General features: G+C 43.6%; 23 protein-coding genes and 1 tRNA gene. 2 read left to right on the plus strand and 22 right to left on the minus strand.

All coding sequences use genetic code 11. The features are described from left to right. A partial coding sequence (locus A3729_RS24035) for a transposase (RefSeq protein ID WP_156498110.1) occupies window positions 1-210 on the minus strand: 210 nt, incomplete at its 3' end. A gap of 116 nt (window positions 211-326) precedes the next feature. On the opposite strand from A3729_RS24035, the gene A3729_RS24040 reads away from it, so the two are divergent. After that, on the plus strand, window positions 327-512 hold the full coding sequence (locus A3729_RS24040) for a hypothetical protein (RefSeq protein WP_156495076.1): 186 nt from the start codon (window positions 327-329) through the stop codon (window positions 510-512). A gap of 54 nt (window positions 513-566) precedes the next feature. Continuing rightward, complete coding sequence (locus A3729_RS24045; protein ID WP_068634376.1) at window positions 567-1,112, plus strand: nitrous oxide reductase accessory protein NosL; 546 nt, start codon at window positions 567-569, stop codon at window positions 1,110-1,112. A 123-nt stretch (window positions 1,113-1,235) separates the two neighbouring features. Here the strand turns inward: A3729_RS24045 and A3729_RS24050 are convergent, their stop codons facing one another. The 21 genes from A3729_RS24050 to A3729_RS24150 all read right to left on the minus strand — a co-directional run bounded on the left by A3729_RS24050 (window position 1,236) and on the right by A3729_RS24150 (window position 24,192). Next, entirely contained in the window at window positions 1,236-2,690 is a 1,455-nt protein-coding gene (locus A3729_RS24050) for a triacylglycerol lipase (RefSeq protein WP_068507642.1), read from the minus strand. A 152-nt stretch (window positions 2,691-2,842) separates the two neighbouring features. After that, complete coding sequence (locus A3729_RS24055) at window positions 2,843-3,175, minus strand: YnfA family protein (protein ID WP_068507643.1); 333 nt, start codon at window positions 3,173-3,175, stop codon at window positions 2,843-2,845. Between the two features lie 31 nt (window positions 3,176-3,206). Continuing rightward, on the minus strand, window positions 3,207-4,088 hold the full coding sequence (locus tag A3729_RS24060; RefSeq protein WP_068507645.1) for an SPFH domain-containing protein: 882 nt from the start codon (window positions 4,086-4,088) through the stop codon (window positions 3,207-3,209). A gap of 24 nt (window positions 4,089-4,112) precedes the next feature. Further along, on the minus strand, window positions 4,113-4,553 hold the full coding sequence (locus A3729_RS24065) for an NfeD family protein (protein ID WP_068506810.1): 441 nt from the start codon (window positions 4,551-4,553) through the stop codon (window positions 4,113-4,115). Between the two features lie 78 nt (window positions 4,554-4,631). Further along, window positions 4,632-4,913: a hypothetical protein gene (locus A3729_RS24070; RefSeq protein WP_068507647.1), complete on the minus strand. Its 282-nt coding sequence runs from the start codon at window positions 4,911-4,913 to the stop codon at window positions 4,632-4,634. A 597-nt stretch (window positions 4,914-5,510) separates the two neighbouring features. Next, window positions 5,511-6,851, minus strand: a complete 1,341-nt coding sequence (locus A3729_RS24075) for a bifunctional 2-polyprenyl-6-hydroxyphenol methylase/3-demethylubiquinol 3-O-methyltransferase UbiG (protein WP_068554763.1) — start codon at window positions 6,849-6,851, stop codon at window positions 5,511-5,513. A 186-nt stretch (window positions 6,852-7,037) separates the two neighbouring features. Then, window positions 7,038-7,114, minus strand: a tRNA-Pro gene (locus A3729_RS24080). A gap of 183 nt (window positions 7,115-7,297) precedes the next feature. Next, on the minus strand, window positions 7,298-7,654 hold the full coding sequence (locus A3729_RS24085; protein WP_068507650.1) for a MerR family transcriptional regulator: 357 nt from the start codon (window positions 7,652-7,654) through the stop codon (window positions 7,298-7,300). Then, window positions 7,632-7,937, minus strand: a complete 306-nt coding sequence (gene ihfA / locus A3729_RS24090) for an integration host factor subunit alpha (protein ID WP_068507652.1) — start codon at window positions 7,935-7,937, stop codon at window positions 7,632-7,634. The genes A3729_RS24085 and ihfA overlap by 23 nt, the downstream gene beginning before the upstream one ends. Before the next feature lie 3 nt (window positions 7,938-7,940). Continuing rightward, window positions 7,941-10,313, minus strand: coding sequence for a phenylalanine--tRNA ligase subunit beta (pheT, locus tag A3729_RS24095; protein WP_068507653.1), 2,373 nt, complete (start codon window positions 10,311-10,313; stop codon window positions 7,941-7,943). 21 nt (window positions 10,314-10,334) lie between these two features. Further along, a complete protein-coding gene (gene pheS, locus A3729_RS24100; RefSeq protein ID WP_068507656.1) occupies window positions 10,335-11,333 on the minus strand; it encodes a phenylalanine--tRNA ligase subunit alpha in 999 nt (332 codons plus the stop codon). 103 nt (window positions 11,334-11,436) lie between these two features. Continuing rightward, complete coding sequence (gene rplT / locus A3729_RS24105; protein WP_068507658.1) at window positions 11,437-11,796, minus strand: 50S ribosomal protein L20; 360 nt, start codon at window positions 11,794-11,796, stop codon at window positions 11,437-11,439. A 39-nt stretch (window positions 11,797-11,835) separates the two neighbouring features. Beyond that, window positions 11,836-12,027, minus strand: coding sequence for a 50S ribosomal protein L35 (gene rpmI, locus A3729_RS24110; RefSeq protein ID WP_068507660.1), 192 nt, complete (start codon window positions 12,025-12,027; stop codon window positions 11,836-11,838). A gap of 46 nt (window positions 12,028-12,073) precedes the next feature. Further along, the gene (gene infC, locus A3729_RS24115; protein ID WP_156499823.1) at window positions 12,074-12,610 is read right to left on the minus strand and encodes a translation initiation factor IF-3; all 537 of its coding nucleotides are present in this window, start codon (window positions 12,608-12,610) and stop codon (window positions 12,074-12,076) included. A 56-nt stretch (window positions 12,611-12,666) separates the two neighbouring features. Further along, window positions 12,667-14,598, minus strand: a complete 1,932-nt coding sequence (gene thrS, locus A3729_RS24120; protein ID WP_068507661.1) for a threonine--tRNA ligase — start codon at window positions 14,596-14,598, stop codon at window positions 12,667-12,669. A 230-nt stretch (window positions 14,599-14,828) separates the two neighbouring features. Next, the gene (locus A3729_RS24125; RefSeq protein ID WP_068507663.1) at window positions 14,829-17,228 is read right to left on the minus strand and encodes an RND family transporter; all 2,400 of its coding nucleotides are present in this window, start codon (window positions 17,226-17,228) and stop codon (window positions 14,829-14,831) included. A 63-nt stretch (window positions 17,229-17,291) separates the two neighbouring features. Continuing rightward, entirely contained in the window at window positions 17,292-18,437 is a 1,146-nt protein-coding gene (locus A3729_RS24130) for a YCF48-related protein (protein ID WP_068507666.1), read from the minus strand. Between the two features lie 186 nt (window positions 18,438-18,623). Continuing rightward, the gene (locus A3729_RS24135) at window positions 18,624-20,006 is read right to left on the minus strand and encodes a DUF1329 domain-containing protein (RefSeq protein ID WP_068634380.1); all 1,383 of its coding nucleotides are present in this window, start codon (window positions 20,004-20,006) and stop codon (window positions 18,624-18,626) included. Window positions 20,007-20,411: 405 nt separating this feature from the next. Beyond that, window positions 20,412-23,060: an aminopeptidase N gene (gene pepN / locus A3729_RS24140; protein ID WP_068510513.1), complete on the minus strand. Its 2,649-nt coding sequence runs from the start codon at window positions 23,058-23,060 to the stop codon at window positions 20,412-20,414. 22 nt (window positions 23,061-23,082) lie between these two features. After that, window positions 23,083-23,910: a DUF2797 domain-containing protein gene (locus A3729_RS24145; RefSeq protein WP_068506812.1), complete on the minus strand. Its 828-nt coding sequence runs from the start codon at window positions 23,908-23,910 to the stop codon at window positions 23,083-23,085. A 15-nt stretch (window positions 23,911-23,925) separates the two neighbouring features. Continuing rightward, window positions 23,926-24,192, minus strand: a complete 267-nt coding sequence (locus A3729_RS24150; protein ID WP_068506813.1) for a YeaC family protein — start codon at window positions 24,190-24,192, stop codon at window positions 23,926-23,928. Between the last annotated feature and the right edge of the window lie 246 nt (window positions 24,193-24,438).

Below are 24,438 nucleotides of genomic sequence, written 5' to 3' on the forward strand. Positions count from 1 at the left end.
CAGAACAATTGAAAACTTTGCTTCTGGAGACCAGTTATCTGGACTACTACTTTTTGTCACACTTGAACCTGGTAATTGAAATTTATCTCGCCAGGAATACAAGGTGGATAGGTTTATGTTTTCCTGGGCTGAAAACGTTCTTAATGATAACCCACTTTCAAGCCACTTCTTAACAATGGCTTCTTTAAACTCTTTTGAATAATGCTTCACTCATATTCTCTTACCGCCTCCTATTCAATTATTAAAAATTAACAGAGGCGACAACTATCCTGACACAGGGGGGTAAAGGCGATATTCAAAGTGACTTGCTCAGTCAAGTTTTACTCTTGAACCCAACGTATATCTTCCGCCTGGTTAATTATCAGGTGGTTAATGCCGCAGAATATGGTGGCGTGCTACAACTGGCTGAAGGCACAGAGATGAGCATGGCAGGACTGCTATCTTCCCTGGTTTTATGGATCGCAGCACCACTTGCATTCGCCGCCTACTTATTGAAGAAACGAGAGGTATAAGGTGATGAATCATAAGCCCCCCACCAAAACGCTAAACAGTCGCCTTTAGTTCCGGTGCTGGTTTTGCTGATTCAAGGCGTATTAATTTTCGGGATTGTTTCGTGTAGTGAAAACGATCCTAAAGCTAAGCCAGAAATCAGCGCCGTACATATTGAAGACCAGGACGAATGCCACCTGTGTGGAATGCTTATCAACCAGTTTGCCGGCCCTAAAGGTGAGATGTTTGAGAAGAATAAATCGTCGGTACGTAAGTTTTGCTCAGTGAATGACTTGTTCGCCTATATGCTTCAACCTGAAAATATCCATAACACAGCTAAAGCATTTGTCCATGATATGACGAGCAGTCCTTGGGGTAATACTCGCGAAGCCGAGCTAATCGATGCCAAACAAGCCTGGTATGTAATTGGTCATAAGCTCCCCGGAGCAATGGGACCGGCCCTGGCTTCATTTAAAAACAAGAACAGTGCAGAAGCGTTTGCCAAATCACAGGGGGGCAAAGTTCTGGCATTTTCTGATATTTCGCTCGAAGTGCTAAATCAAGCTATGCATGCTCACTCAATGCATCAGACCGACAAGCTCAAACATGGGCATATGCAATAGGCCACTTTCATGAAGAGCGTGGTGCTAAACACTCAAGTGATGACATTTTATATAAGCAAGTCAATCGGACATCAAATTCGCTGCTAAAGCAGTCTGACTCTACCGAGGTAAGTTGATTAGGGCTCACTTATCCTCAGATTCGTTTTCCTTACTGTGCTTGCCACCTAAAACTTTCGCCCCTTTGTGTGCAAGCTTCCCTCCAGCCTTGAGCGAGAAGTATATGGTATTGAGTATATCTTTATGGCTATCTTCTATCGGCAAGGTTACATCTTTAATCAAAGGGACTTTCCTAAGTACGCTGTATGGTTCATCTGCTATCGCGCCGTGAACCTTCTCAACGGCGTCTACCGTATGATCATAGGCAAGCGCTAACAAATCCAAGCTACCTGATATGATTTCTTGATTCGACAAGCCTTGCGCGACTCTCTGCACCATTTGCTGCTTCTTAGTCGCTTCCCTCACCTCGTAGAACTTCAAGTCAATATGATCTGGATGCTCACGGAACCACTGGTTTATTTGCTGGTAAACCTTTTCTGAGTGAGCCAGAGGTACATGTGGAATACCATTGAAATGGGCCTGCTTACTGTCTTCTGGTGCAGATATGGGGTTAGCACTTGTATGTCTCACCAGGCTATCGCCAAAATACTTGTTGAGTAGACTATTCTTGTTCGCCGATAGCGAGCCGCTAATGAAGTGATGCTGAGCATGCGCGGTAAAACTTCCACAGCGCACACTCTGCTCGTAGGGGTCATCACTATCCGCGCCACGTTTTTCTTTATTCAGATGGAGTAAGCCGTCCTTCAGATCTTGTATACCCTGGCTTCGAACGTCTATCCAGTCTGCCCAGTGACTAATGTAATCACGCGGGATATAGCGAACAATAGAACTGGTTAGGTGACCAAACTTCTCCAAGGGCGAGCCTTCATGAGGCGTGCCAATGTAATAACAGTTTGACAACAAACTTAGCCAATCTGCTTCGGCATCTTGCGCGAGTTTCTGGGCACTTCGTATTAACAAGCCTCCCATACTAAAGCCCATTAGCACGATCTCTTCTACAGGTATGGGGTATGCCTCAATGAGCTCTGAAAGTAGCCGAGTTAATTTTTGCCCATTATCTTTAATCGATAAGCCTGTGTTGTAACGCAAGTAAAAAGGCGTAAAGCCAAACTCTTCTTGTAAGCGTCGACCATAGTTATCTTTTTCACTTAGCGCTTCGTCATCATCACTTGAACGACCATTACTCGAGCTCTCCCCTTCACTTTCCCCACCGAGTGAGTCTGGTTTTAAGTCCCATATTGTTTCTAGATTGGTCAGCCCGTGGATGAGGACGATAATTTTGTTAGATAAGGCTTTTTCTGCTTTGACGCTCCCGGAACCTTGAAGCACCTGTTGAGCAAGCGTGTCATCTAGCAATAGAGGTATGTTTTGCTGGTAAAAAGCCATATCGATGGCTAATGGGTTGTGCTCTTTTTCCAGATAATCACCAACGATGCCATTTAACACAGAGCGACTTAGGTTCGCCCAGTTTTTTAGGTCTACCGAAGCCATTAATTTGTTATCACTCGTTAGCTTATCCATGCGTATTCACTCGTTTAGGTGGGAAAAACCATTCTTCGGGAATGGAAAAATAAAAACTCGCGCCAAGACCGATACCCCTTCTGGCTTATCGGACGATGCAAGACTGGCCAGTTCATGGTGGATGACACTTAAAGCATCAGCTACCTATCAGGCTATAGCTCACGAGGGCTGAACATGATAATTGCCATGCCCAATAGCGCAACGCCTACGCCGGTAATATCCCAGCACGTGGGTTTAATACCTTCGACAACCCATAGCCAACATATTGCTACCAGGATATAAACACCGCCATAAGCAGCATAAACGCGGCCCGCAGCAGCAGGGTGCAAAGACAACAACCACGCAAACAAGCCTAGACTTAGAGCAGCAGGAATAAGCAACAAAGGGCTTTTATCCTGCTTTAAGTACAAATAAGGAAGGTAGCAACCAACAATTTCTGCAAGCGCAGTAACGATGAATAGCGCGATGGTTTTTAGCTCAAACATAAATTAGGCTTTATCTTGCTACCCTAGTGTATTACTTCCCTATCATACCCGCGATAGCTTTTGGTAAATCGGCAGGTAAGATTACCGACTTGCTGTTCTCAGATGTCGCCAGGCTTTCTATCGCTGAAACATACTTCTCACCAAGAAGGTAGGTCACTGCCATGTCTTTATCGGTCAAAGGGGCAGAGACCATTGAGATTGACTGCTGCCTCGCTTCTGCCAATAGCAATTCAGCTTTAGCATCTTGTTCTGCTGCTTCTTTTCGGCCCTGTGCTTCCAGTATTTGCGCTTGCTTCTGGCCCGTGGCTTCTAATATCTGGGCTTCTTTAGAACCTTCAGCTCTGGTCACCGTTGCACGCCTTGCCCGCTCTGCAGAGGCTTGCTCTTCCATTGCTTCTTGCATCGTCTTAGAAGGGTTAATGTCCTGAATTTCAACTGAACGAAGCGCTATACCCCATTCCGCAATTTCATTCGCAATCGTGCTAGTGAGGCTGGTTTTTATTTGCTCTCGAGAGCTCAATGCCGCATCCAGATTCATTTCACCGATAATTGAACGAAGCGTTGTTTGGACTTTGGTTTGTATCCCTATCGTGTAGTTATCAACACCGTACACTGCTTTCTGCGGGTCAGTAATGGAGATATAACCTACGGCACTGGCAATAATAATAGCATTGTCTTTTGTAATAACCTCTTGGCTAGGAATATCCAATACGATTTGCTTAGTTGTAAGCTTATAGGCCACCTGGTCAAAATAAGGAACGATAATATTCAATCCAGGCTTCAGTGTTTTTTGGTACTTTCCAAAGCGCTGTACAACCCACTGATAGCCCTGAGGTACGAGCCTTACACCTTGTGCAACCGTCACCAGTAATAAAATAAATATCGCTATTGCTATGTATAATCCTGCTTCCATAATCCCTTGCTCCTAAAAGATAATTTATTGTTTTTTCATCACTAGTCGATGTTCAGTGACACCGGTTACTTTAACCGCATCTCCTACATCTAGTTGATCATCAGACTCAAAGTCCCACTCATCATAGCCCTTAATGGGAGTAGAAAAGCGAACGCGCCCCGGCCTTTCCCCGGAAGGAGGCGTCAGCGTCACGCCTAGTTCACCCTGAATTTCATCAAGCGCTGGTAAAACTACCTTATCCCGCGAGGGTTTGAGTATTTTGAACCACATGCTGGTGAGTAAGGCAGATAAAATAGCCCAGGCGCTTATCTGAAAGGTAGTACTTAGATCCGGCTCGACAAGAAGTAACATGCCAACCAATACCCCGCCAATACCAAACCAAAGCGCGGTGAATGAAGGGATAACGAGCTCTAAAAGAACAAGAAAAATCCCAAAAACAATCCAATGCCAATACAATAAATCCATCAATAATTCCTATTTCTCATTCGACTGCGACAACTACTACGAGGCAAAGCTCTCGTTTAATTTTTTTTCAGCAAGCGCTTACTTATTATGTAACTTGAATAAGGGGTTGGTATTGGCTATAACGGCTGCCACATCACCTTTATCTGAATTATCAATTTTCGCCGCAGACAGTTCTGCTCTGCTTTCACAAACCGTGAAACCTTCAGCAAGTATGCAATCTCGCTCTTCAGCAACGTCTTCACTCGAAATTGAGTTGCTACCCTTAATTAGCCTCTTTGATATAGGCGTGTACTTTCCTTGTGCCAACTTTCGATGGTATTGAGGTTCAAACGAGAGTTGTTTTTGAGCTTTATTCTTCATCAGTATTCCGGTCTTAATATTTAGTTCTTCTATTTTAGCTTAGAAAGAGATCCAATCCGTAGCCACCACCACGCTATAGACATCTACCCCATAGTCTATCACTCCAAGGCTCAACACTACACAGTGCTTTGAAGCGGGATATCGGTAAATACAGTGATAAGAAATGTAAATCGACTGAGAAGTTTGGAGAGAGCCCGGAATTACCTGGTACGGATCAGAGTCAATCAAAGCCTACGCCCAGACACAGTGACCATCGGTGGGACATTAGAATGAGAGAAATAGCTCTGTTTTGAGCTACCTCTTTTAACTCGAAACAATCATTGCTCAACACCCAGTGTTTTGCGTTTAGAGTGGGATTAGCTGTTACTTTGGAATCCCTGCAGCCCATCATCAAGGGACTAATTTTATGCACGGAACAGAAGTCTGCTATCGTTTAGCCACTCACTTGCTAAAAAGCCAACGACTCTGGCCAGCTATATTTAGCGCTCGGTTTAGTCATACGCTAGTTCCTTTTAAATCTTAGTGCTAGCCTAGACCTTGCAGTTAGTTGTGCTCGATTGGACGCTTACATTTAAAGAAACCGAACACATTTTCTGATCACACTCCCATCATATTGTTTATATTAGCTGCACTACTTGCGCTCTTTTCTCTCAAATACATCATATCTAGTTTTATTAGGACCTCAACAAAGGAACATAGTTCTGCAAAGACGGTTTCAAACGTTGCATGGCTTTTCGTTGTCTTGATGGTTTGCTCGACAACCTCTTTTAAGCTTCGTTTTCCATCTATATGTTCAAACAATGCTTTGCTGTGTGGGTTTCTTTTTAAGGTAAACATTTGGTTCAGTTGTATTTGATTTCCTGGTGCAGAAAACGCCTTAAGCAAATTTTGCTTACGTTCATTTTGGCCGTAAATGGTGCTGATGGCAGGAACCAGATCTGTATTCTTTATGCTAGGAGTAGAAGTTTCCTTAAACGAAACAAAACAGCATTGTTTCATGATTTGACCAAACAACAACTCGCAGATAGATTGCTGTTTTCTAAGCGGAAGTTGTTTGATTGTGTTCAACAGCTCTGGGTCACGAATATAGGTTTCGGGATAAAAAATCATGTCACCAAGAGGGTGGTCAGGATTATATAGTTTATTTAACTTCAATCCTGCATTTTCAACATAGTCGTACATTTCGTTTACGGTATAGGCCCGGTCTTGAGAGTGTATTAGTAGATCGTATATGCCAATATCTGTACTTAAATCTTTCTTACAAGAAACTTTATTTGAGGAAAACCAATTGCCTTGTGGTAGCCCGTTTAGAGTTTTTTTTGTGTTATCAATACAGTCTTGAATGTTGGGCGTGTCGGTATTTATCTGACGCATTAATTCCTGCATCTGATAGATTCCTGTTCGTCCAATTGTTGCGTAAACCATAAGATACATCGCACCATCAGGATGAAGTACCTTAGTAAGCGCTTTTAAACCTTCATCTGGGTTTTTCAAGTGATGCAAAACGCCAGTACAGGAAATAAAATCAAACTCACCGTATTCTTGTTTGTTCAGATTTAACAAGGAATCATGAATCCAGGTAATATTTTTTAATTTCCTGACTTTAGCTCGTTCCTTGGCGATGTCCATTGATGCTTGAGACATATCCAAATAGACCACTTCTACTTCAGTTTCCCTAAGTTGTTCGGCTAAATAAATAACATCATCACCGGTCCCGCCACCGGCAACTAGGACTCGAAACGACTGAGTAAAATCACGCTTACCCTCAAAAGCGTAATAATTAAGACAATCTAAGGAGCAGGGTTTGGAGACATAAAGATCTGTTTTCTCATTAGCAGGATCTCTTGCAGGGTAGGGATAATTCTCGTATTGCTGCCTGACTTCTTCAAGATATGTCCCTTCTTTCATAATGCCCTCATTTTTTTGAATAACGATCAATATTATTAAAACAAAAAATTATCAAACATAATCTTAGGGGAATGCAGACCTATATGTCTGTTAACTAAGTAGAATTTTCAGATTATGCATTAAACAAGGGAGTCTAGACTCTATGATGTACATTTTCACCCTATAATGGTAAAAGCTGCGACAGATGCTAAAAAACAGGAATTAAAAAAGAAAAATTGGTCGGGATGGCGGGATTCGAACCCACGACCACATGTCCCCCAGACATGTGCGCTACCAGGCTGCGCTACATCCCGAACGGTGTGAAACAAGAATTTGTTCACCAGGTTGATACTAGGTATCAGCTTACATGGGGGTAATCGACGGGTTTTAGGCCTGTCGACTTAAGTCGCGGGTATAATACCTTATGACGCTTTAGAAATAAATAAAAAACGCCGATAGTATCGGCGTTTTTTAAGATTACCTTATTACTTGAAAGCTTAGCTGTTTAGTACGTCTAAAACTTCTTCAAGCTCAGTGATCATTTGCTTGATCAATTCAGAGTTTTGCCCTGCAGGGCCCTCATCACCTTCATTGTGCAGTTTTTGCTTGGCACCACCGATGGTATAGCCTTGATCGTACAATAAACTACGAATTTGACGAATAGTCATGACGTCCTGGCGCTGATAATAACGACGATTTCCACGACGCTTTACCGGTGACAGTTCATCAAACTCTTGCTCCCAATAACGTAGAACATGAGCTTTGACTCCACATAAGTCGCTTACTTCTCCAATAGTGAAATAGCGCTTACCCGGAATCGGGGGTAATTCATTATTGTGACTGGGTTCCAGCATATTCTTCTACTTTTGCCTTTAATTTTTGTCCGGGTCTGAAAGTAACAACGCGTCTGGCAGAAATAGGAATTTCTTCACCAGTTTTAGGGTTACGTCCAGGCCTTTGTTTCTTATCGCGTAGGTCAAAATTACCGAAGCCAGATAGCTTCACCTGTTCATTGTGACCTAGGGCTCCAACAATTTCATCAAAGAACGCTTCCACCATTTCTTTGGCTTCGCGCTTATTTAGTCCAACTTCGTCGTATAGGCTTTCGGCCATATCAGCTTTTGTTAAAGCCGCCATGCGCTAGCTCCTTAATTTAGCTCCAAACTTAGCACTGAGTGCTGACACAATACGCTCAAAGGACTCGTTGATTTCTTCATCATTAAGAGTGCGATCACTTCGCTGCCATACCAGACCGAGGCCTAGACTCTTTCCGTTTTCAGCAAGATTATCACCTGAATAAACATCAAACACATTGAGATTAACCAGGTCTTCACCGGCATTATCTCTAACAATCTGCTCAACGTCTCGGAACGGTATCTCGTGATCGATCAATATTGCCAAATCCCGTCTAACTTCTGGGTATTTTGACACGCCATCAAAACTCGGCACTTGTCCTTGAACGGTTTCAATTAAGCATAGTTCAAACAAATAAACTGAGCCATTTAAATCCAAGGATTTTTGTAATTTAGGGTGAATAGCCCCTAAATAGCCGATTTTTTTACCATTTTTTACAATCTGTGCAGTCTGCCCAGGGTGTAAAGCAGCATGTTCACCCTTCTCGAAAGCGACTGTCGGGTCAATTGAGAACAATAAATTCTCAAGATCGGCCTTCACATCAAAGAAGTCGATTGCTCTGCTTTCATTACACCAGTTTTCGTTTTGAACAGTGCCTGAGACAACGCCCGAGATCATTCTAGTTTGAACAATCTCTTCGCCTTCTTGAACAAACTTTAGACCTGTCTCAAAAAACTTAACTCGGGGCTGCTGGCGCTTCTGGTTGTAGCTTAGTGCTTTTAGCAAGCCAGGCCATAAAGACGTTCTCATCACAGCCAAATCAGCTGAGATTGGGTTTGCCAAAGCGATACCCTGCTCTTCAGGCGTCACGAGCTTTTGTGTTTCTTCGTCAACAAAGCTGTAAGTGATTGCCTCCTGATAACCTAAACTCACCAAACGATCAGCCAGGTAGTCCTGCGGGAAGATATCTTCGTCGACGGCCCGCAGCTTCATTGAGCCTAATGCAGTCGTTTTAGGTAGTTTGTTATAGCCGTAGACCCGACCAATTTCTTCAATCAGGTCTGGTTCAATGGCAATATCGAAACGATAGCTTGGCACAGCAAAGGTCCACTGCCCCTCTGCTCGATCAACAACTTCAAGCCCAAGGCGCGTTAGAATCTCTTCTATTTCAGCTGTCTCTACCTTCAAGCCTAAGAGCGACTCAACTTTAGTTTCACGCAAGGTCACAGTCGAAGACTTAGGAAGCGTCTCTGCATCACTTTCTTCAACGATTGGGCCAGCTTTGCCGCCGACAATATCGATTAATAAGCGCGTTGCACGTTCCATTGCCTCGTGCTGCAGCGCATAATCAACACCTCGTTCAAAACGGTGTGAAGAGTCTGTATGCAAGCCATAAGAGCGTGCTTTACCCGCAATCGCCAAGGGTGCAAAGAAGGCACATTCCAAAAAGATGTTCTGAGTTGTAGCGCTAACACCTGAGGCTTCGCCACCCATGATACCTGCGATTGCAAGTGGAGTGTTTTCATCTGCAATAACCAAGGTGTCATCACGAAGTTCAACTTCCTGACCATCCAACAAGGTTAGTTTTTCAGCATTTTCAGCTTGACGTACATTGATTGAGCCATTCAGCTTATCTAAATCAAATGCATGCATTGGCTGACCGAGCTCAAGCAAAATATAGTTGGTTACGTCAACGGCAGGATCAATACTACGTAAACCGCAGCGACGTAACTTTTCTTGCAGCCATAATGGTGAAGGCTTAGTTAGGTCGACACCTTCAATGACGCGTCCCAAGTATTTAGGGCAGCCCTCTGTGTCTTGTAAGTTTACCTTGAAGGTAAGTTCACTCTCTGAAACCACTGACTCAATCTGTGGCTTAGTGACATTCTCTTTATTCAAGACACCGACTTCGCGAGCAAGACCCGCAATAGACAAACAGTCACTTCTGTTTGGCGTTAAATCAACATCGATACAGTTATCATCTAAACCTAGGTATTCGCGAATACAAGCACCTACGGGTGCATCAACAGGCAATTCCATCAAACCATCTGAAGATTCAGCCAAACCAAGCTCTGACTCGGCACTCAACATACCGAATGACTCAACGCCACGCAGCTTAGCTTTCTTAATCTTAAAGTTACCTGGCAACACAGCACCAATTTTCGCGAAGGGTACTTTTAAACCTTCTCTCACGTTCGCAGCACCACACACTACCTGGACGGTCTCTTTTCCGTCACTCACCTGACAAACGCTTAACTTGTCAGCATCAGGGTGCTGTTCTTTGCTGAGCACTTCGCCTACAACGACGCCGGTAAATTCACCCGCTACCGGGTCCATGCCATCTACTTCTAAGCCAGCCATGGTGATTTGATGGAGTAGATCATCTGTACCAATAGAAGGGTTTACCCACTCTCTGAGCCACTGTTCACTAAATTTCATTGCTCTACTATCCTGACTAACTTAGTTAAATTGCTTGAGGAAACGAAGGTCGTTTTCAAAGAACATTCTTAGGTCGTTTACGCCATAGCGCAACATAGCCAAGCGTTCTACACCTAAACCAAAGGCAAAGCCTGAGTATTTTTCGGAATCAATACCACTGGACTCAAATACTTTCGGGTGGACCATGCCACAGCCCATCACTTCTAGCCACTTGGTATTGCCGTCAGCGTCTTTACCCCACTCGATATCCACTTCTGCTGAAGGTTCGGTAAATGGGAAGTAAGAAGGACGGAAACGAACAGCCAGGTCTCGCTCAAAAAACACCTGAAGGAAATCTTCAATGGTACTCTTTAGGTCAGCAAAACTAACATTCTCTTCCACCAGCAGGCCTTCAACCTGATGGAACATCGGCGTATGCGTTTGGTCGGAGTCGCAACGGTATACACGGCCCGGACAGATCATACGAAATGGTGGCTCTCCCTTCTCCATCGTGCGTACTTGCACAGGTGAAGTGTGAGTTCTTAATAAGGTATTTGCATCAAAGTAAAAGGTGTCGTGCATAGCACGTGCCGGGTGATGCCCCGGGATATTCAAAGCTTCGAAGTTATGGTAATCATCTTCGATTTCCGGGCCTACTTCTACTGAGTAACCGGCTCTGGCAAAAAACTGCTCAATTCGGCGCATTGTTTTGGTTACCGGGTGCAAACCACCGGTATCGCTTGCGCGGCCTGGCAAGGTGACATCCACAGCTTCTGAACGGAGCTTGTTCTCAAGCTCAGCTGTTTCAAGGGACTCTTTCTTGGCTAACAGTTTTTCCAAGACACCTTCTTTGGCTTCGTTTATCTTTGCTCCGGCCGCTGGTCTTTCAGACGCATCTAACTTACCCAATGTTTTGAGTAGCTGGGTGATTTCACCCTTCTTGCCTAGGTAATCAACTCTGACCTGGTCCAATTCTTGAATTTTTTCCGCTGCATCTACAGCGCTAATGGCGCGTTGAACAAGTTGTTCAAGGTTTTCCATTACTGCTCTCCGAAAAAACAGTACTCAAAATAAAAATAGGGGGTGAGTTGTCTCGCCCCCTATCCAGCTATTACTTATGTTTCAACGAGTGTTGAACTAAGTCTTAGTTTGCTAGTGCAGCTTTAGCCTTTTCAACAACAACAGTAAATACTGCTGCGTCGTTCATTGCTAAGTCAGCTAATACTTTACGGTCGATCTCAACGTTAGCTTTTTTCAAGCCAGCGATTAATCGGCTGTATGACAAACCGTTTAAACGTGCACCAGCATTGATACGCGCGATCCATAGACGACGGAACTGACGCTTACGCTGACGACGGTCACGGTATGCATATTGACCTGCTTTAATTACGGCTTGCTTAGCTACGCGATAGATACGGCTACGAGCTCCGTAATAACCTTTAGCTTGCTTTAATACTTTCTTGTGGCGACGGTTCGCCTGGACACCACGTTTTACGCGAGGCATATTTGACTCCTTACTAAACTATATTTTAATGGCTAAAAATTAAATACGAAGCATACGCTTGATTGAAGACTGATCAGAGTCTGCAACCTGCTTGCATCCACGTAGCTGACGCTTACGCTTTGGTGATTTTTTAGTCAAAATATGGCTAGTAAAGGATTGCTTGTGCTTGAATCCGTTAGCTGTTTTCTTAAAGCGTTTTGTAGCACCGCTTTTTGCTTTCATTTTAGGCATAATATCTCACTCCGCATTGGAAAAATTAACAAAAATAGCAACCGCGCTATTTTCTCTTTTTCGGGGCCAACACCATCATCATTTGCCGACCTTCCATTTTAGGTCGCTGCTCAACAGTTCCGTACTCTTCCAAGTCTGTTTCGACTCGTTCAAGTAGCTTCATGCCGATTTCCTGATGTGCCATTTCACGACCGCGGTAACGAATCGTCACCTTGGCCTTGTCCCCACCTTCAAGGAAACGTATCAGGTTGCGTAGTTTTACCTGATAATCCCCCTCTTCCGTCCCTGGTCGTAACTTAATTTCTTTAACTTGAGTCTGCTTCTGCTTTTTCTTCTGGGCAGCTTTCTGCTTCTTCTCTTCAAATACTTTTTTACCGTAATCCATGATTTTACACACAATCGGATCACTGTTGGCAATTTGAACCAAATCTAAACTTACTTGTGTGGCACGAGCCAGCGCGTCTTCTATCGGAACAATACCTAACTGCTCACCATCTTCTGCTATAAGACGAACTTCCGTTGCTTCGATATTCTCGTTGATCAACGCTTTTTTTGACTTGCCACTTTGGTTATTACGCTTAATGTCTATTTCTCCACATTAAAAATGCAAACATAGATGAGGTGCACATTTTATACTGCTTACTCACCAGAATTTGCGATACGACCTTTCTGTACAAAATCTTCTTTGAAGACCGCGAGAACATCTTCTAAAGGCATCACGCCAAGATCCTCTCCCTTACGAGTACGAATAGCCACTGTATTATTTTCAACTTCCTTATCACCCACAACAAGTAAATAAGGAATCTTGTTAATTGTGTGCTCGCGAATTTTAAAGCCGATCTTCTCGTTTCTCAAGTCCAGATGTGCTCTATATCCCGCTTCTTCGATATTTTTATGTATTTTTTTGCAATATTCGCTCTGTTTATCGGTAATATTCAGTATTGCGACTTGTTCAGGCGCCAACCAGAATGGAAATGCACCTTCGTACTGTTCGATCAAAATACCGATAAATCGCTCAAAAGAACCTAACACAGCACGGTGTAACATGACCGGAGTTTTACGTTCCTGATGATCACTTACATATTGGGCGTCTAGTCGACCCGGCATCGAAAAGTCTACTTGAATCGTTCCACACTGCCATACTCGGCCTAAACAATCCTTCAAAGAGAATTCAATCTTAGGGCCGTAAAACGCTCCCTCACCAGGCAATAAATCCCACTTCAAGCCTTTAGCGTCCAGAGATTCTGCTAAGGCTGCTTCGGACTTATCCCAAACCTCATCTGAACCAACGCGTTTCTCTGGTCGCGTAGATAGCTTGTAAAGAATCTCGCTAAAGCCAAAATCTTGATAAACTTCGTGCAACATATCGATAAAGGAAGATACTTCTTCCTGAATCTGCTCTTCAGCACAGAAAATATGCGCATCATCCTGAACAAAACCACGCACTCGCATAATACCGTGCAAAGCGCCAGATGCTTCATTTCTATGGCAAGAACCAAACTCGGCAAGACGTAAGGGCAACTCCTTATAACTCTTCAAGCCTTGATTAAATACCTGAACGTGGCATGGGCAGTTCATCGGCTTGATTGCAAAGTCTGCGTTCTCTGAGTGAGTAGTAAACATCTGCTCACTAAATTTATCCCAGTGGCCCGACTTCTCCCATAGCGTACGCTCAACCACTTGAGGCGTCTTAATTTCTTTATAACCATACTTGCGCTGCTTGGTACGCATGTAGTTTTCGATAGTCTGGTAGATACTCCACCCCTTGTCATGCCAGAAGACCATACCTGGCGCCTCATCCTGCATGTGGAATAAGTCTAACTTCTTACCTATTTTACGATGGTCTCGCTTTTCGGCTTCTTGTAAGCGATTCAAATATTGCTTTAGCTGCTTCTTATCTGCCCAAGCTGTACCGTAGATACGCTGCAACATTTTGTTGTCAGAATCGCCACGCCAGTACGCGCCAGAAATACGCATTAGTTTAAAATGATGGCAGAATTTCATGTTCGGCACGTGAGGGCCGCGGCACATATCTATATATTCTTCATGGTGATACAAAGCTGGCGTATCGGTCTTGGCGATATTTTCGTCAAGAATTTCCATTTTATAAGTTTCACCACGCGCTTCGAAAGCATCTCGTGCTTCTTGCCAGCTTACGGTCTTCTTAACAACGTCATAGCTCTTCTTAGCAAGCTCAAGCATACGCTTCTCGAGGGCTGCCATATCTTCTTCAGTGAGACGATGCTCTAAATCAACATCATAGTAGAAGCCATTTTCAATCGTTGGGCCAATCGCCATTTTGACATCAGGCCAAAGCTGCTTAATTGCGTGACCAACAAGGTGAGCGCATGAGTGACGCAATATTTCAAGGCCATCTTCATCTTTTGCAGTGATAATACTTAGTGTGGAATCTTCTTGAATCAACTCACAAGCATCGACCAATACATCATTTACGCGACCAGCGATGGTTGCCTTGGCAAGACCTGGACCTATATCTGCAGCAACATCCAATACGGATACAGCATTTTCAAACGAACGTTGACTACCATCAGGAAGCGTAATAACTGGCATATCTACCTCAAAATCAGTGGTGGCCCTTACTAAAGGTCACATGAGTTAAAAATTAAAAAATTACAAGCGCGCGATTCTAAACAAAAAACAAGTAAATTTGTACCGATATCTCCAAGTTTACGTTGATCGATGCACATCAATACTAAAACTGCGACCTTATTCCTAAGTGGCTCCAAAAAAGAAAAAACCCCGACACTCATTGAGTATCGGGGTTTTTAGACTCCTTAAGATTAAGCAGCAGCTTTTGCCAGCTTAGCTCTTTCTTTTGCAGCAATCTTATCAGGGCGAACAAGGAAGCGTGCCATCGCGGGTAGCAACCACAAGCTGCCAACCATGTTCCACAAGAACATAAAGAACAGCAGGATCCCCATATCTGCCTGGAATTTAATTGGCGAGAATATCCAAGTAAATACACCCAAACCAAGGGTCATACCCGTAAAGCAGACCGCTTTACCTGTCGTTCTAAGCGTCTGAAAGTAAGCCTCTTGTAAGACCACACCTTGTTTCAGTTTAGTCTCTAACTGACTATAGATATAGATACCATAATCGACACCAATCCCCACACCCAAGGCAATAACAGGAAGTGTCGCAACTTTAATACCAATACCCAATTGAGCCATAAGCGCTTCACACAGAACCGAGGTAAGTGCCAAAGGTGTAACGATACAAATAACAGCAGCTAAAGACCTGAACGTAATCAGACACAAAATACTAACGACCGAGTAAACAGAGGCTAACATGACATTCTTAGCCTTGGAAATAACCTCGTTAGTCGCCGCTTCAACACCTGCATTACCTGCCGCAAGTAAGAACTGGTAGTTTTCACTTGGGTACTGATCGATCAAGTCTTCCATCGTGTCGATCACAGTATCAAGCGTATCGGCCTCATGATCCTCCAAGAAGATGATCATTGGCGTCATACTACAGTCTGAATTAACCAGGCCTGAAGGTGCTCGCTGTATAGAAGAGTTAATAATTGACTCATTTCGGGATATTTCAAACCACTTCAAGCTTCCCTCATTGAGCGCTTTAGTCACCAATTTGGACACTGAGACCAAAGAAGCGGTAGATTCAACGCCTGGTGTATTTTCCAAACGCCATTGCATACGATCCATGACATCCATTAACTCATAGGTCGAACACATTTCTTTTGGCGTTTTAATCATCACAACCATAATATCGGCGCTGGTACTATAGTTGCTGATAATATAGTCGTTATCTAAATTGTAGCGAGAGTCAGGTCGCAGCTCTGGCGCACCTTTATCCAAGTCACCTATTTTAAGATCTTTCTGGTAGTAGAGACCTATACCACAACCCAGTATTGCAATAAGCACTGAAATCGGTGCCACACTTGGGTGAGCCATAAATGAAAGTGCGCGCCACTTTTTGTCACCATGAAGTTCAACATGCTTAGCATGCTTCAGGCCACCTTTACTCAAACCAGAGTACGAAACGATCACTGGATGGAGAACAAGGTTGGTAACAATAATAACCGCCACACCTACACCTGCGGCAACAGCGAGATCTTTAATCACGTCAATTTCAATGAACAATAATGTCAAAAAGCCAATCGCATCTGAAAGCAAAGCCAGAATACCCGGCCTTACAAGCTGTCTAAAAGTCAAACGACAAGCCATTAGCGGGTTATAACCATGAGCCTGCTCAACCGCAACCCGGTTAACTATCTGCACACCGTGACTAATACCAATCGCAAATACCAGGAATGGCACCAGTACAGAATAAGGATCTAAACCATAGCCAAGTAAGTTCAATATACCTAGCTGCCAAACCACCGCAATAATAGAGGTAACAATAGGTACCAATGTACCGACCATACAGCGAGAGTAGACAAACAAAAATGTTAAAGTTAGTCCGATTGTAATTAATGCAAAGACCGCAACCGCACTAATCCCTTCGATCAAATCACCAACTTTTTTTGCAAAGCCGATAATATGCACATTAATATTTGGATTTTTTGCTGTGTACTGGTTACGAACTTTGTCTTCTAACTTTAAAGAAAAGTCTTTGTAATCAAGAGGTTCATTTGTTTCTGGATTAATTTCAAATAAGGGGACATATATAATTGTCGATTTGAAGTCATCCGAAACTAATCGGCCAACCTGCCCAGACTTGAGCACATTTTGTCGTAGAACTTCTAGTGACTCATCAGACCCATCATATCCATCAGGAATAATCGGTCCGCCCTGAAAACCTTCTTCAGTAACTTCCACCCAACGGACATTGGGAGTCCATAGAGACTTCATTCCTGAGCGATCTACGCCTGGAAGGTAAAACAACTCATCTGTTATTTCACTCAAGGTCTCCATATACGCTTTGTCAAAGACGTCACCATCTTTAACTGCCACCGCAACGCGTATTGAGTTACCTAGATTTTCCAGATCCTCCCTATTCTCCATCATATTGACGATAAACGGGTGCTCAAGCGGAATTAAACGCTCGAATGAAGCATCCGGTTTAATTTGTGCCGCATTGAAACCCAAGAAAGCCGTAATCAATGCAAATATTGCAAGAATCACAGGTCTGTTTGAAAATATTAGCCGTTCAATGACACTACCTGAACCGACAGCTTTAATCTGCTTGCCTGAAGCGCCCTTATCTGAGTTTGACATCCATCAATCCTCTTAATCTCTAGTCGTTATATCTTATATAATTAGTTATGTTGCCAAAGGCACTTACAAGTTCAAACCGCTTGGAGTGGTCAAGTTAACACCATTTTCCCCTACCAATACCAAGCGCTCTGCGTCGATATAGACTGAAGATGCATTTCCTAATCGATTTTCGCGAATTGTTTCAACAAAAGTTCGTCCCCCATCACGACTTAGAATAACCACGCCGGAATTTCCCACGACTGACACTTTCTTGCTTCCGTCATGAGAAGCAGACATTAGAGTCCCTTCGGTCTTCGTTTCTACTTGCTCCCATGTATCGCCATTATCTTCGGAGCGATACATATTGCCTCGCAAACCAAAAGCCAGTACAACGCCTTCATCCTGTGTTCCGGCGACGCCGAAAAATGACCCGCTATATGGACTATCGAGAGTTTCCCAGGTTTCACCCTTATCGGTTGAGCGGTATAGCACGCCACCCTCACCAACAATAAATAGGGCACCACCCTTAACTTCGTTCACTGCATTTAAGTGAAAGCGGTCAGGGTTTTCAATTCGGCTACCATAGTTCTGCCAGGTACGTCCGCCATCGGAGGTCTTAAACAGAAAACCGTAAGCACCCACTACAAAACCTTCTTTTGAAGAACTGAACAACACATCCAGCAAGGGTTTACTCGCACCAACTTGAGCATCGAACTTCGCATCGTCTAAAGCGTAGCTAGCTTCTTCCAACTCGTATTCCAAGTCTTCCAGCTCATCTTCAGAAGCTGTTTCCATTTGTCGTTCAAACTGCTTCAGACGCTCTTCGGACTGAGTAATAATCATTTGGTTTGCCGAGTCACCGTCAAATTGCTTGACCCAAGTTTCTCCACCATCGCTAGTGTGCAAAATGACACCCGAGTGCCCTACAGCCCAACCGTGCGTTTGATCGACAAAACTTACTGCCGTTAACAATACCGATACTGGTACAGAAGCCTGAGCCCAGCTTTTTCCTTCATCATCAGAATAGACAATATGCCCACGACCTCCGACTGCAACAAGTCGGCTGCCCGCCTTGTCAACATCCAACAAGAGGCTATTCGTTGCCATAGAAGTTTTAACCGCGGGCGTTTTAAGTACATCTTCGACCGCATGAGCAGGAGTTATTAGACTTACAACGCTCAATGAGCTAGCCAGAACACCAACTTTTAACCTAGACAGTAGACTGTTCATTTATCAACCTTGTACATTTGAATATATCCCATCAGACACCCTCAATATTAGACATTTCAACATTAACCACGAAAGCCGCCTATACAATAGCGGCCCATATTCAGTGAATATTAAAACAACACATGCCTATTTTGAGTTTCTTTTTAAGCAAGCTGAAGAGCTCCCTTGCTCTATGTCTATATTTTGTTATCGGCCTCTACGTCTTAATGACGAAGGCTTAAAGTAACGCTTGTTTGGTACCTTATTTTCAAATACAGGTGCCTGTTTTTCTTCTGAGTATAGACCATTCACACTATAACGACGTGCTTGTAGATCGTGATATACATCACCACTGGACCAAACGCCTGGCAACTCATAATAGTTCTTTAAGAGCGCATTACTGACTCGCCAAAGTTCACCACGGTTATCGTACTGATCCACCATAGCAATTCCCCAGCTGTCTTCATCAACATAGAACACACGTTTTTTATAGATATGACGAGCCCCTTTCTTCAAAGTAGCTTCGACAACATGTACACGATGCAGTTCCCAGCGAACATATTCAGGATTTAAGTGACCCGGCATAACCAAGTCATCGTATTGAACACCTTTCTGACCGACCTTATAATTGTTATAAGGAATGAAAAACTCCTTAACACCTTTGTAGTCCCAGTTATATCGATCAGGGGCTCCATTGTACATATCTGTATCATCTGCAGTACGCGTGTTGTCAGACGAAGCAATGGGGGAATCATAAGCCAAGTTTGGAGCACGTCTCACTCGACGCTGGCCTGAGTTATAGTCCCACGCACCTCGTTTGTCTTTAACCTGATCCATAGTTTCGTGAACTAGCAACGCACCACCTGCCAAACGGGCGGGCGCTTTATTGAAAGTCAAAAAGTAAAACAAAATATTGTTAAGCTTTTTAAAGCTGCCTTTAGGGTTATGGAAGTTAAAAAACACTTCCGCCTGCTTGGTAATCGGAGAAAAAGAACCATCTCTCTGAACTGGCACTTCAGTCGAACGCAAGATTGCAAAAATACCTCTCCATCTAGTCAAATGATTCCACATTGTCTGAAGGGCTTTATCTTCATTCTTTCCATGTAATATTGGAAAAGGAATACCACCGTATGCGTTCTGAATCCCCACCCCGCCTTTGGATAAAGACGATGTTTTGGCATTTTTCTTGGTATTTTCTAGGACCCAATCCGGCATCGAGTGCGAACGATGGGTTGGATATACATTGATCTTGAAGCTACTTGGGTATGCTTCAAACAAAGCATACTGACCTGGGGTCAGATAGTTTTTAAAACCTTTGTAGTTACTGTCATCAATGGTGAATTTGATATCATCAGAGGCAAAAGGGTCGATATGATGCTGCCCTGTCCCCTCATACCCCATTGGGGCTTCGGTAATCCCCCCAGTCCATGCAGGAATAGTTTTATTTTTATTCCCGGATTTTATCGAACCGAACGGCGTTAAAGAATTCCCTAACTTATTAACTTCTTTCGTTGAAACTTTCGCATTTGCATTGAGCGCACCCAAAACCAGCGCTAGCACACTACAAAGCAAAATAGACTTGTTTTTCATATGATTACCTTGAAACACACCCATTGTTGTATTACTACACTCTAAAATCGCCACACTCATTATTAACGAGAGTGGTCGCCCGCATCTGGATTAACATTTTTTGGCCTAAACCTGTTATCGCTGATACTGGCAAAACCTTCCGATAATACTTTTCAATTTCCTTCAAAAAGATTAGCCATGCTATTAATTTTTAGCAGATTTTTTCGATCTGTCTATTTTAGTTTTGTTATGAAATATATCTAAGGAAGGTTTTGAGCAAAAAACAGACTAATGAGTGCATCACCTCTCATGCAGGACGGTACGAAGGGCGAAACTATGCTCAATGTGGCCCTAGCAAGCTGAACCCTGTCAGCTCAGCTTGCGGGCAATTATTTTTGGACTTATTTCAAAAGAGCTTAAACCGGCTTATACAAGACTTTTCTCGACAACTTCTCTAACATCTTTTGAGAGCGCCTCTTTCGATTGAATCCTTTCAATCTGCTCGCACATTAACTTCTGTCGATTATCATCAAACTGCTTCCATCGCGTCAGGGGAGTCATAAGCCTTGCTGCAATTTGAGGATTCATATCATCTAGTTTGATAATAATATCGGCGAGAAACTCGTAACCTTCTCCCGACAGGTCATGGAAACGAACCAGGTTCTGACCACAATAGGCACCCACAACCGAGCGAACCTTGTTAGGGTTGGTTATATCAAAATCTGGCGTTTCCATTAATGCTTTTAGGCGCTCTAATGTCATAAACGCAGCACTTGAAGACTGAACAGAGAACCATAACTCGATAACCTGAGCATCGTCCTTCCACTGAGCATGAAAGGCTTCTAGTGCTTGCTCAGCCTCTGAGGCATCTCCTGAATTTACCAAAGCGCTCAAAGCAGAAAAGCTATCAGTCATATTATCAGCATTTGCAAACTGCTTTTTAGCCAGGTTAATAACATCTGCCATTTGACTTGCAGATGAACCACCTATTGCTGACATTAAAGATAAAGCCGCATTTTTTAATGCCCGTTGTGACATAGAGCCATAATCCAAAGCAGGTAATTCCGACTCAACAATATTGTCACGATAAACTGCATATAGCTCGTCACCTAGCTGATTAGCCAAGGCCTGTCGAACAAATTCTCTTGCAGCATGAATGGCATCAACATCTGCTTGCTCCGCCAGCTGCACAAGATAGCTCTCAGCGGGTAGCATCAGCATCTTGCAAACCATTGCTTTGTCTAAAGAGCTATCTGTGAGCAAACCTCGATACGCCTCGACAAAACTCTGGGGTAACACCAGCTCCAGCCCTTGCTGATAAGATTTGATTAAGCCCTGCAGGATGCGCAATGCCAATGCCTGCCCTGCCTCCCAGCGGTTAAAACCATCGGAGTCATGCTGAAACAAAAATACCAATTGCTCATCAGTATACTGATAGGACAACTTGACCGGAGCCGAAAAGCCTCTTAGTAATGATGGAACCGGTTCTGCTTCGATACCCTCAAAAACAATTGATTCTCGTGCTTCGATTAGCTCAAAAACACATTCTTTAGCGCCATCCGCAATTGATAAGGGAAGCTCCTGCCCTTCTGAGTCCAACAATGCAATAGATACAGGGATATGAAACGGCTCTTTTAAATCTTGCCCAGGTGTTGCAGGGCAAGACTGACTCAAGCTCAAGGTATATTGTTTGCTATTGGCATTATAGCTAGAACTCACTTGCAGCTCTGGCGTCCCGCCCTGATCGTACCAGAGCTTAAACTGTTCCAGATCCATCCCGGAAACGTCAGCCATTGCCGAAACGAAGTCTTCAGTTGTGACCGCTTGCCCATCATGCCTGTCAAAATATAAATCACTCCCTGCCCGGAACTGCTTCGGCCCTAAGAGAGTATGCAGCATGCGAACAACCTCTGCCCCTTTTTCATAAACCGTCAGGGTATAGAAGTTTGAAATTTCCATATAGGAAGCCGGACGAACCGGGTGTGACATCGGGCCTGCATCTTCAGCAAACTGTGCGGTTCGCAGAACATTTACATCCTCGATACGTTTAACCACGGAGGAATTCATATCGGCAGAAAATGCTGAATCCCTAAATACGGTAAACCCTTCTTTCAGGCTTAGCTGGAACCAATCTCTGCAAGTAACTCTATTGCCAGACCAGTTGTGAAAATACTCATGTGCAACAATCGCCTCAATGCGCTGATAACCCGCATCTGTTGTTGCATCGGGCTTTGCCAAAACACAGGATGAATTGAAGATATTCAGACCTTTATTCTCCATGGCGCCCATATTAAAATCGTCCACCGCGACAATCATAAATATATCCAGGTCGTACTCTCGCCCGTAGACTTCTTCATCCCAGCGCATCGACCTTTTTAAACAATCTAGTGCGTAATCGCACTTATCTGCATTCTTATGATCAACAAAGATCTTCAGGGCCACCTGACGTCCAGACATGGTTTTGAAGGAGTCTTCATGGCAATGTAAATCACCTGCCACCAAAGCAAACAAGTAACAAGGCTTTGGATGAGGGTCGTGCCAAGTAACAAAATGACGATTATCTTCCAAGTTTCCCGACTCAATAGCATTACCATTGGAAAGCAGGTTCGGGTAAAGCGCTTTATCAGCTTCGATGCGCGTCGTAAATACCGTTAGTACGTCAGGACGATCCATGTAATAGGTAATTCGTCTGAAACCCTCGGCTTCACACTGGGTACAAAACATTGACGAAGACTTGTACAAGCCTTCCAACCGCTTGTTATCTTGCGGCTTAATCCAGGTTTCACACTGCAACTCAAATTTCGCGGGTACAGATTCTACCGTTAGAGATTCGTCATCTAGAAGGTATTCACTCTCTTCCAGCTCACGGTCATCTAACTTTATACTTTTCAGCTCAAGGTCTTCACCATTTAGTGACAGCGCCTCGCCTTCACGGCCAGCGACTCGCTCGATAAGCTGCCTGGCTTTTACCAACGCTCCGTTTTCAAATAACTGAAAGGTTAAATCAAGTGACGTAATCTTAAACGCAGGCTCAAGATAGTCTTTGAGGTATATCGTCTTTGCTGATTCACTCATGCATGCTTTCCAAGTATATGTCTTACTCGACGTCTAGCGAGACGTCGTAGGACGTAAATTTTCGAATATTTAAGCAACCGGTATCGAGAATCATATATTGCCCTTTAATGGCAATTAAGGTCCCCTCCACCTCATCTTGTTTATCAAAATTAAAGGTTTTAGCCTTTTCTGGCCAAGATAAGTGTGGGTATTCAAATTCCCATACATCCTGCTCAGTCAAAGCAGTAATCTCACCGGGGAATTGCTCATCAAGCTCGGCCAACTTATCCTGAGCCAGTTCCATTAGACGGTCACGTTCAACCAAAAGATCTATATCAACGACCTCATGCTTCAGCATTTTCCGCCAATTAGTTTTGTCCGCCACCCACTCTTTCAGCATAACTTCAAGCAAACCGGAAAGTCGTCGGGACTTAACTGAGAATATAGGCAATGCAGCAATGGCACCCTGATCTATCCAGCGGGTAGGCACCTGGTTATGACGGGTAATCCCGACTTTCAAACCAGTTGAATTCGCCAAATAAACTATATGCTCCTGCATACAGTGTGTTTCACCCCATTCCGGCTCACGGCAGGTACCTTGTGCATAATGACAAAGCTCAGGGCTCATAATACAGCGGTCACACTGGGCCAACTTGGTAAAGCATCGATAACAGTAACCTTGGTTAAAGCTCTTGTTGGTACGCTTCTGACAATGAAAACAGCGAATCTCGCCGTTAGAACGAAAGCGTAATTTCTTGCCAAGATAATCTGCAGGATTGCATTTTGTATCACCAAAGTTCAAGGTGTAACTTACCGGGTTCCCCTGACTCACTGTCATTTTACTTAAATGACCTGATGCAACTTGATTCATTAATCGTCTTCTTTGTTAGTGCAATATACGGATAGTCGACTCATCATCACTATCGTCTTTTGGCCCGCATGGGGAGGTCTTTTTCGTTGTATCAACATAGCCGGTTCGATTGCTTTCATCGAGTCCATGTTTTACTTCATAAAGCATGACCGCCTGAAGGCATATTTCTTTTTGCTCACGAGAGAGGGTCCGGCCATCGGGCCACTTTCCCAACTCTATCGCTTGTTTGAACTTTTCGTAAATTTCTTTAGGAATGGATTCAGCAGCATCTTCAAACTTCATAAGTTAATCCTAGAAGAACTTTGAGTGCCATAGCATGCACTCAAGAATTTGTAACAAGCTAGCGAGAATATCAATCCCTGTAACGCTACTCAAGAATAAACAAAAAAGATCAAGCTCAGTGGTTGACAATGCAAATGATAACAATTATCATTTGCATAAGTTGAGCTCCCAGCGAAGCGCAATCACTCTACTTTAGAGCGATTACCTTTCACCGGAAATCAACTTGGTCTCTCTCATCTCTACACA

It is taken from the genome of Oleiphilus sp. HI0043, from assembly GCF_001634935.1.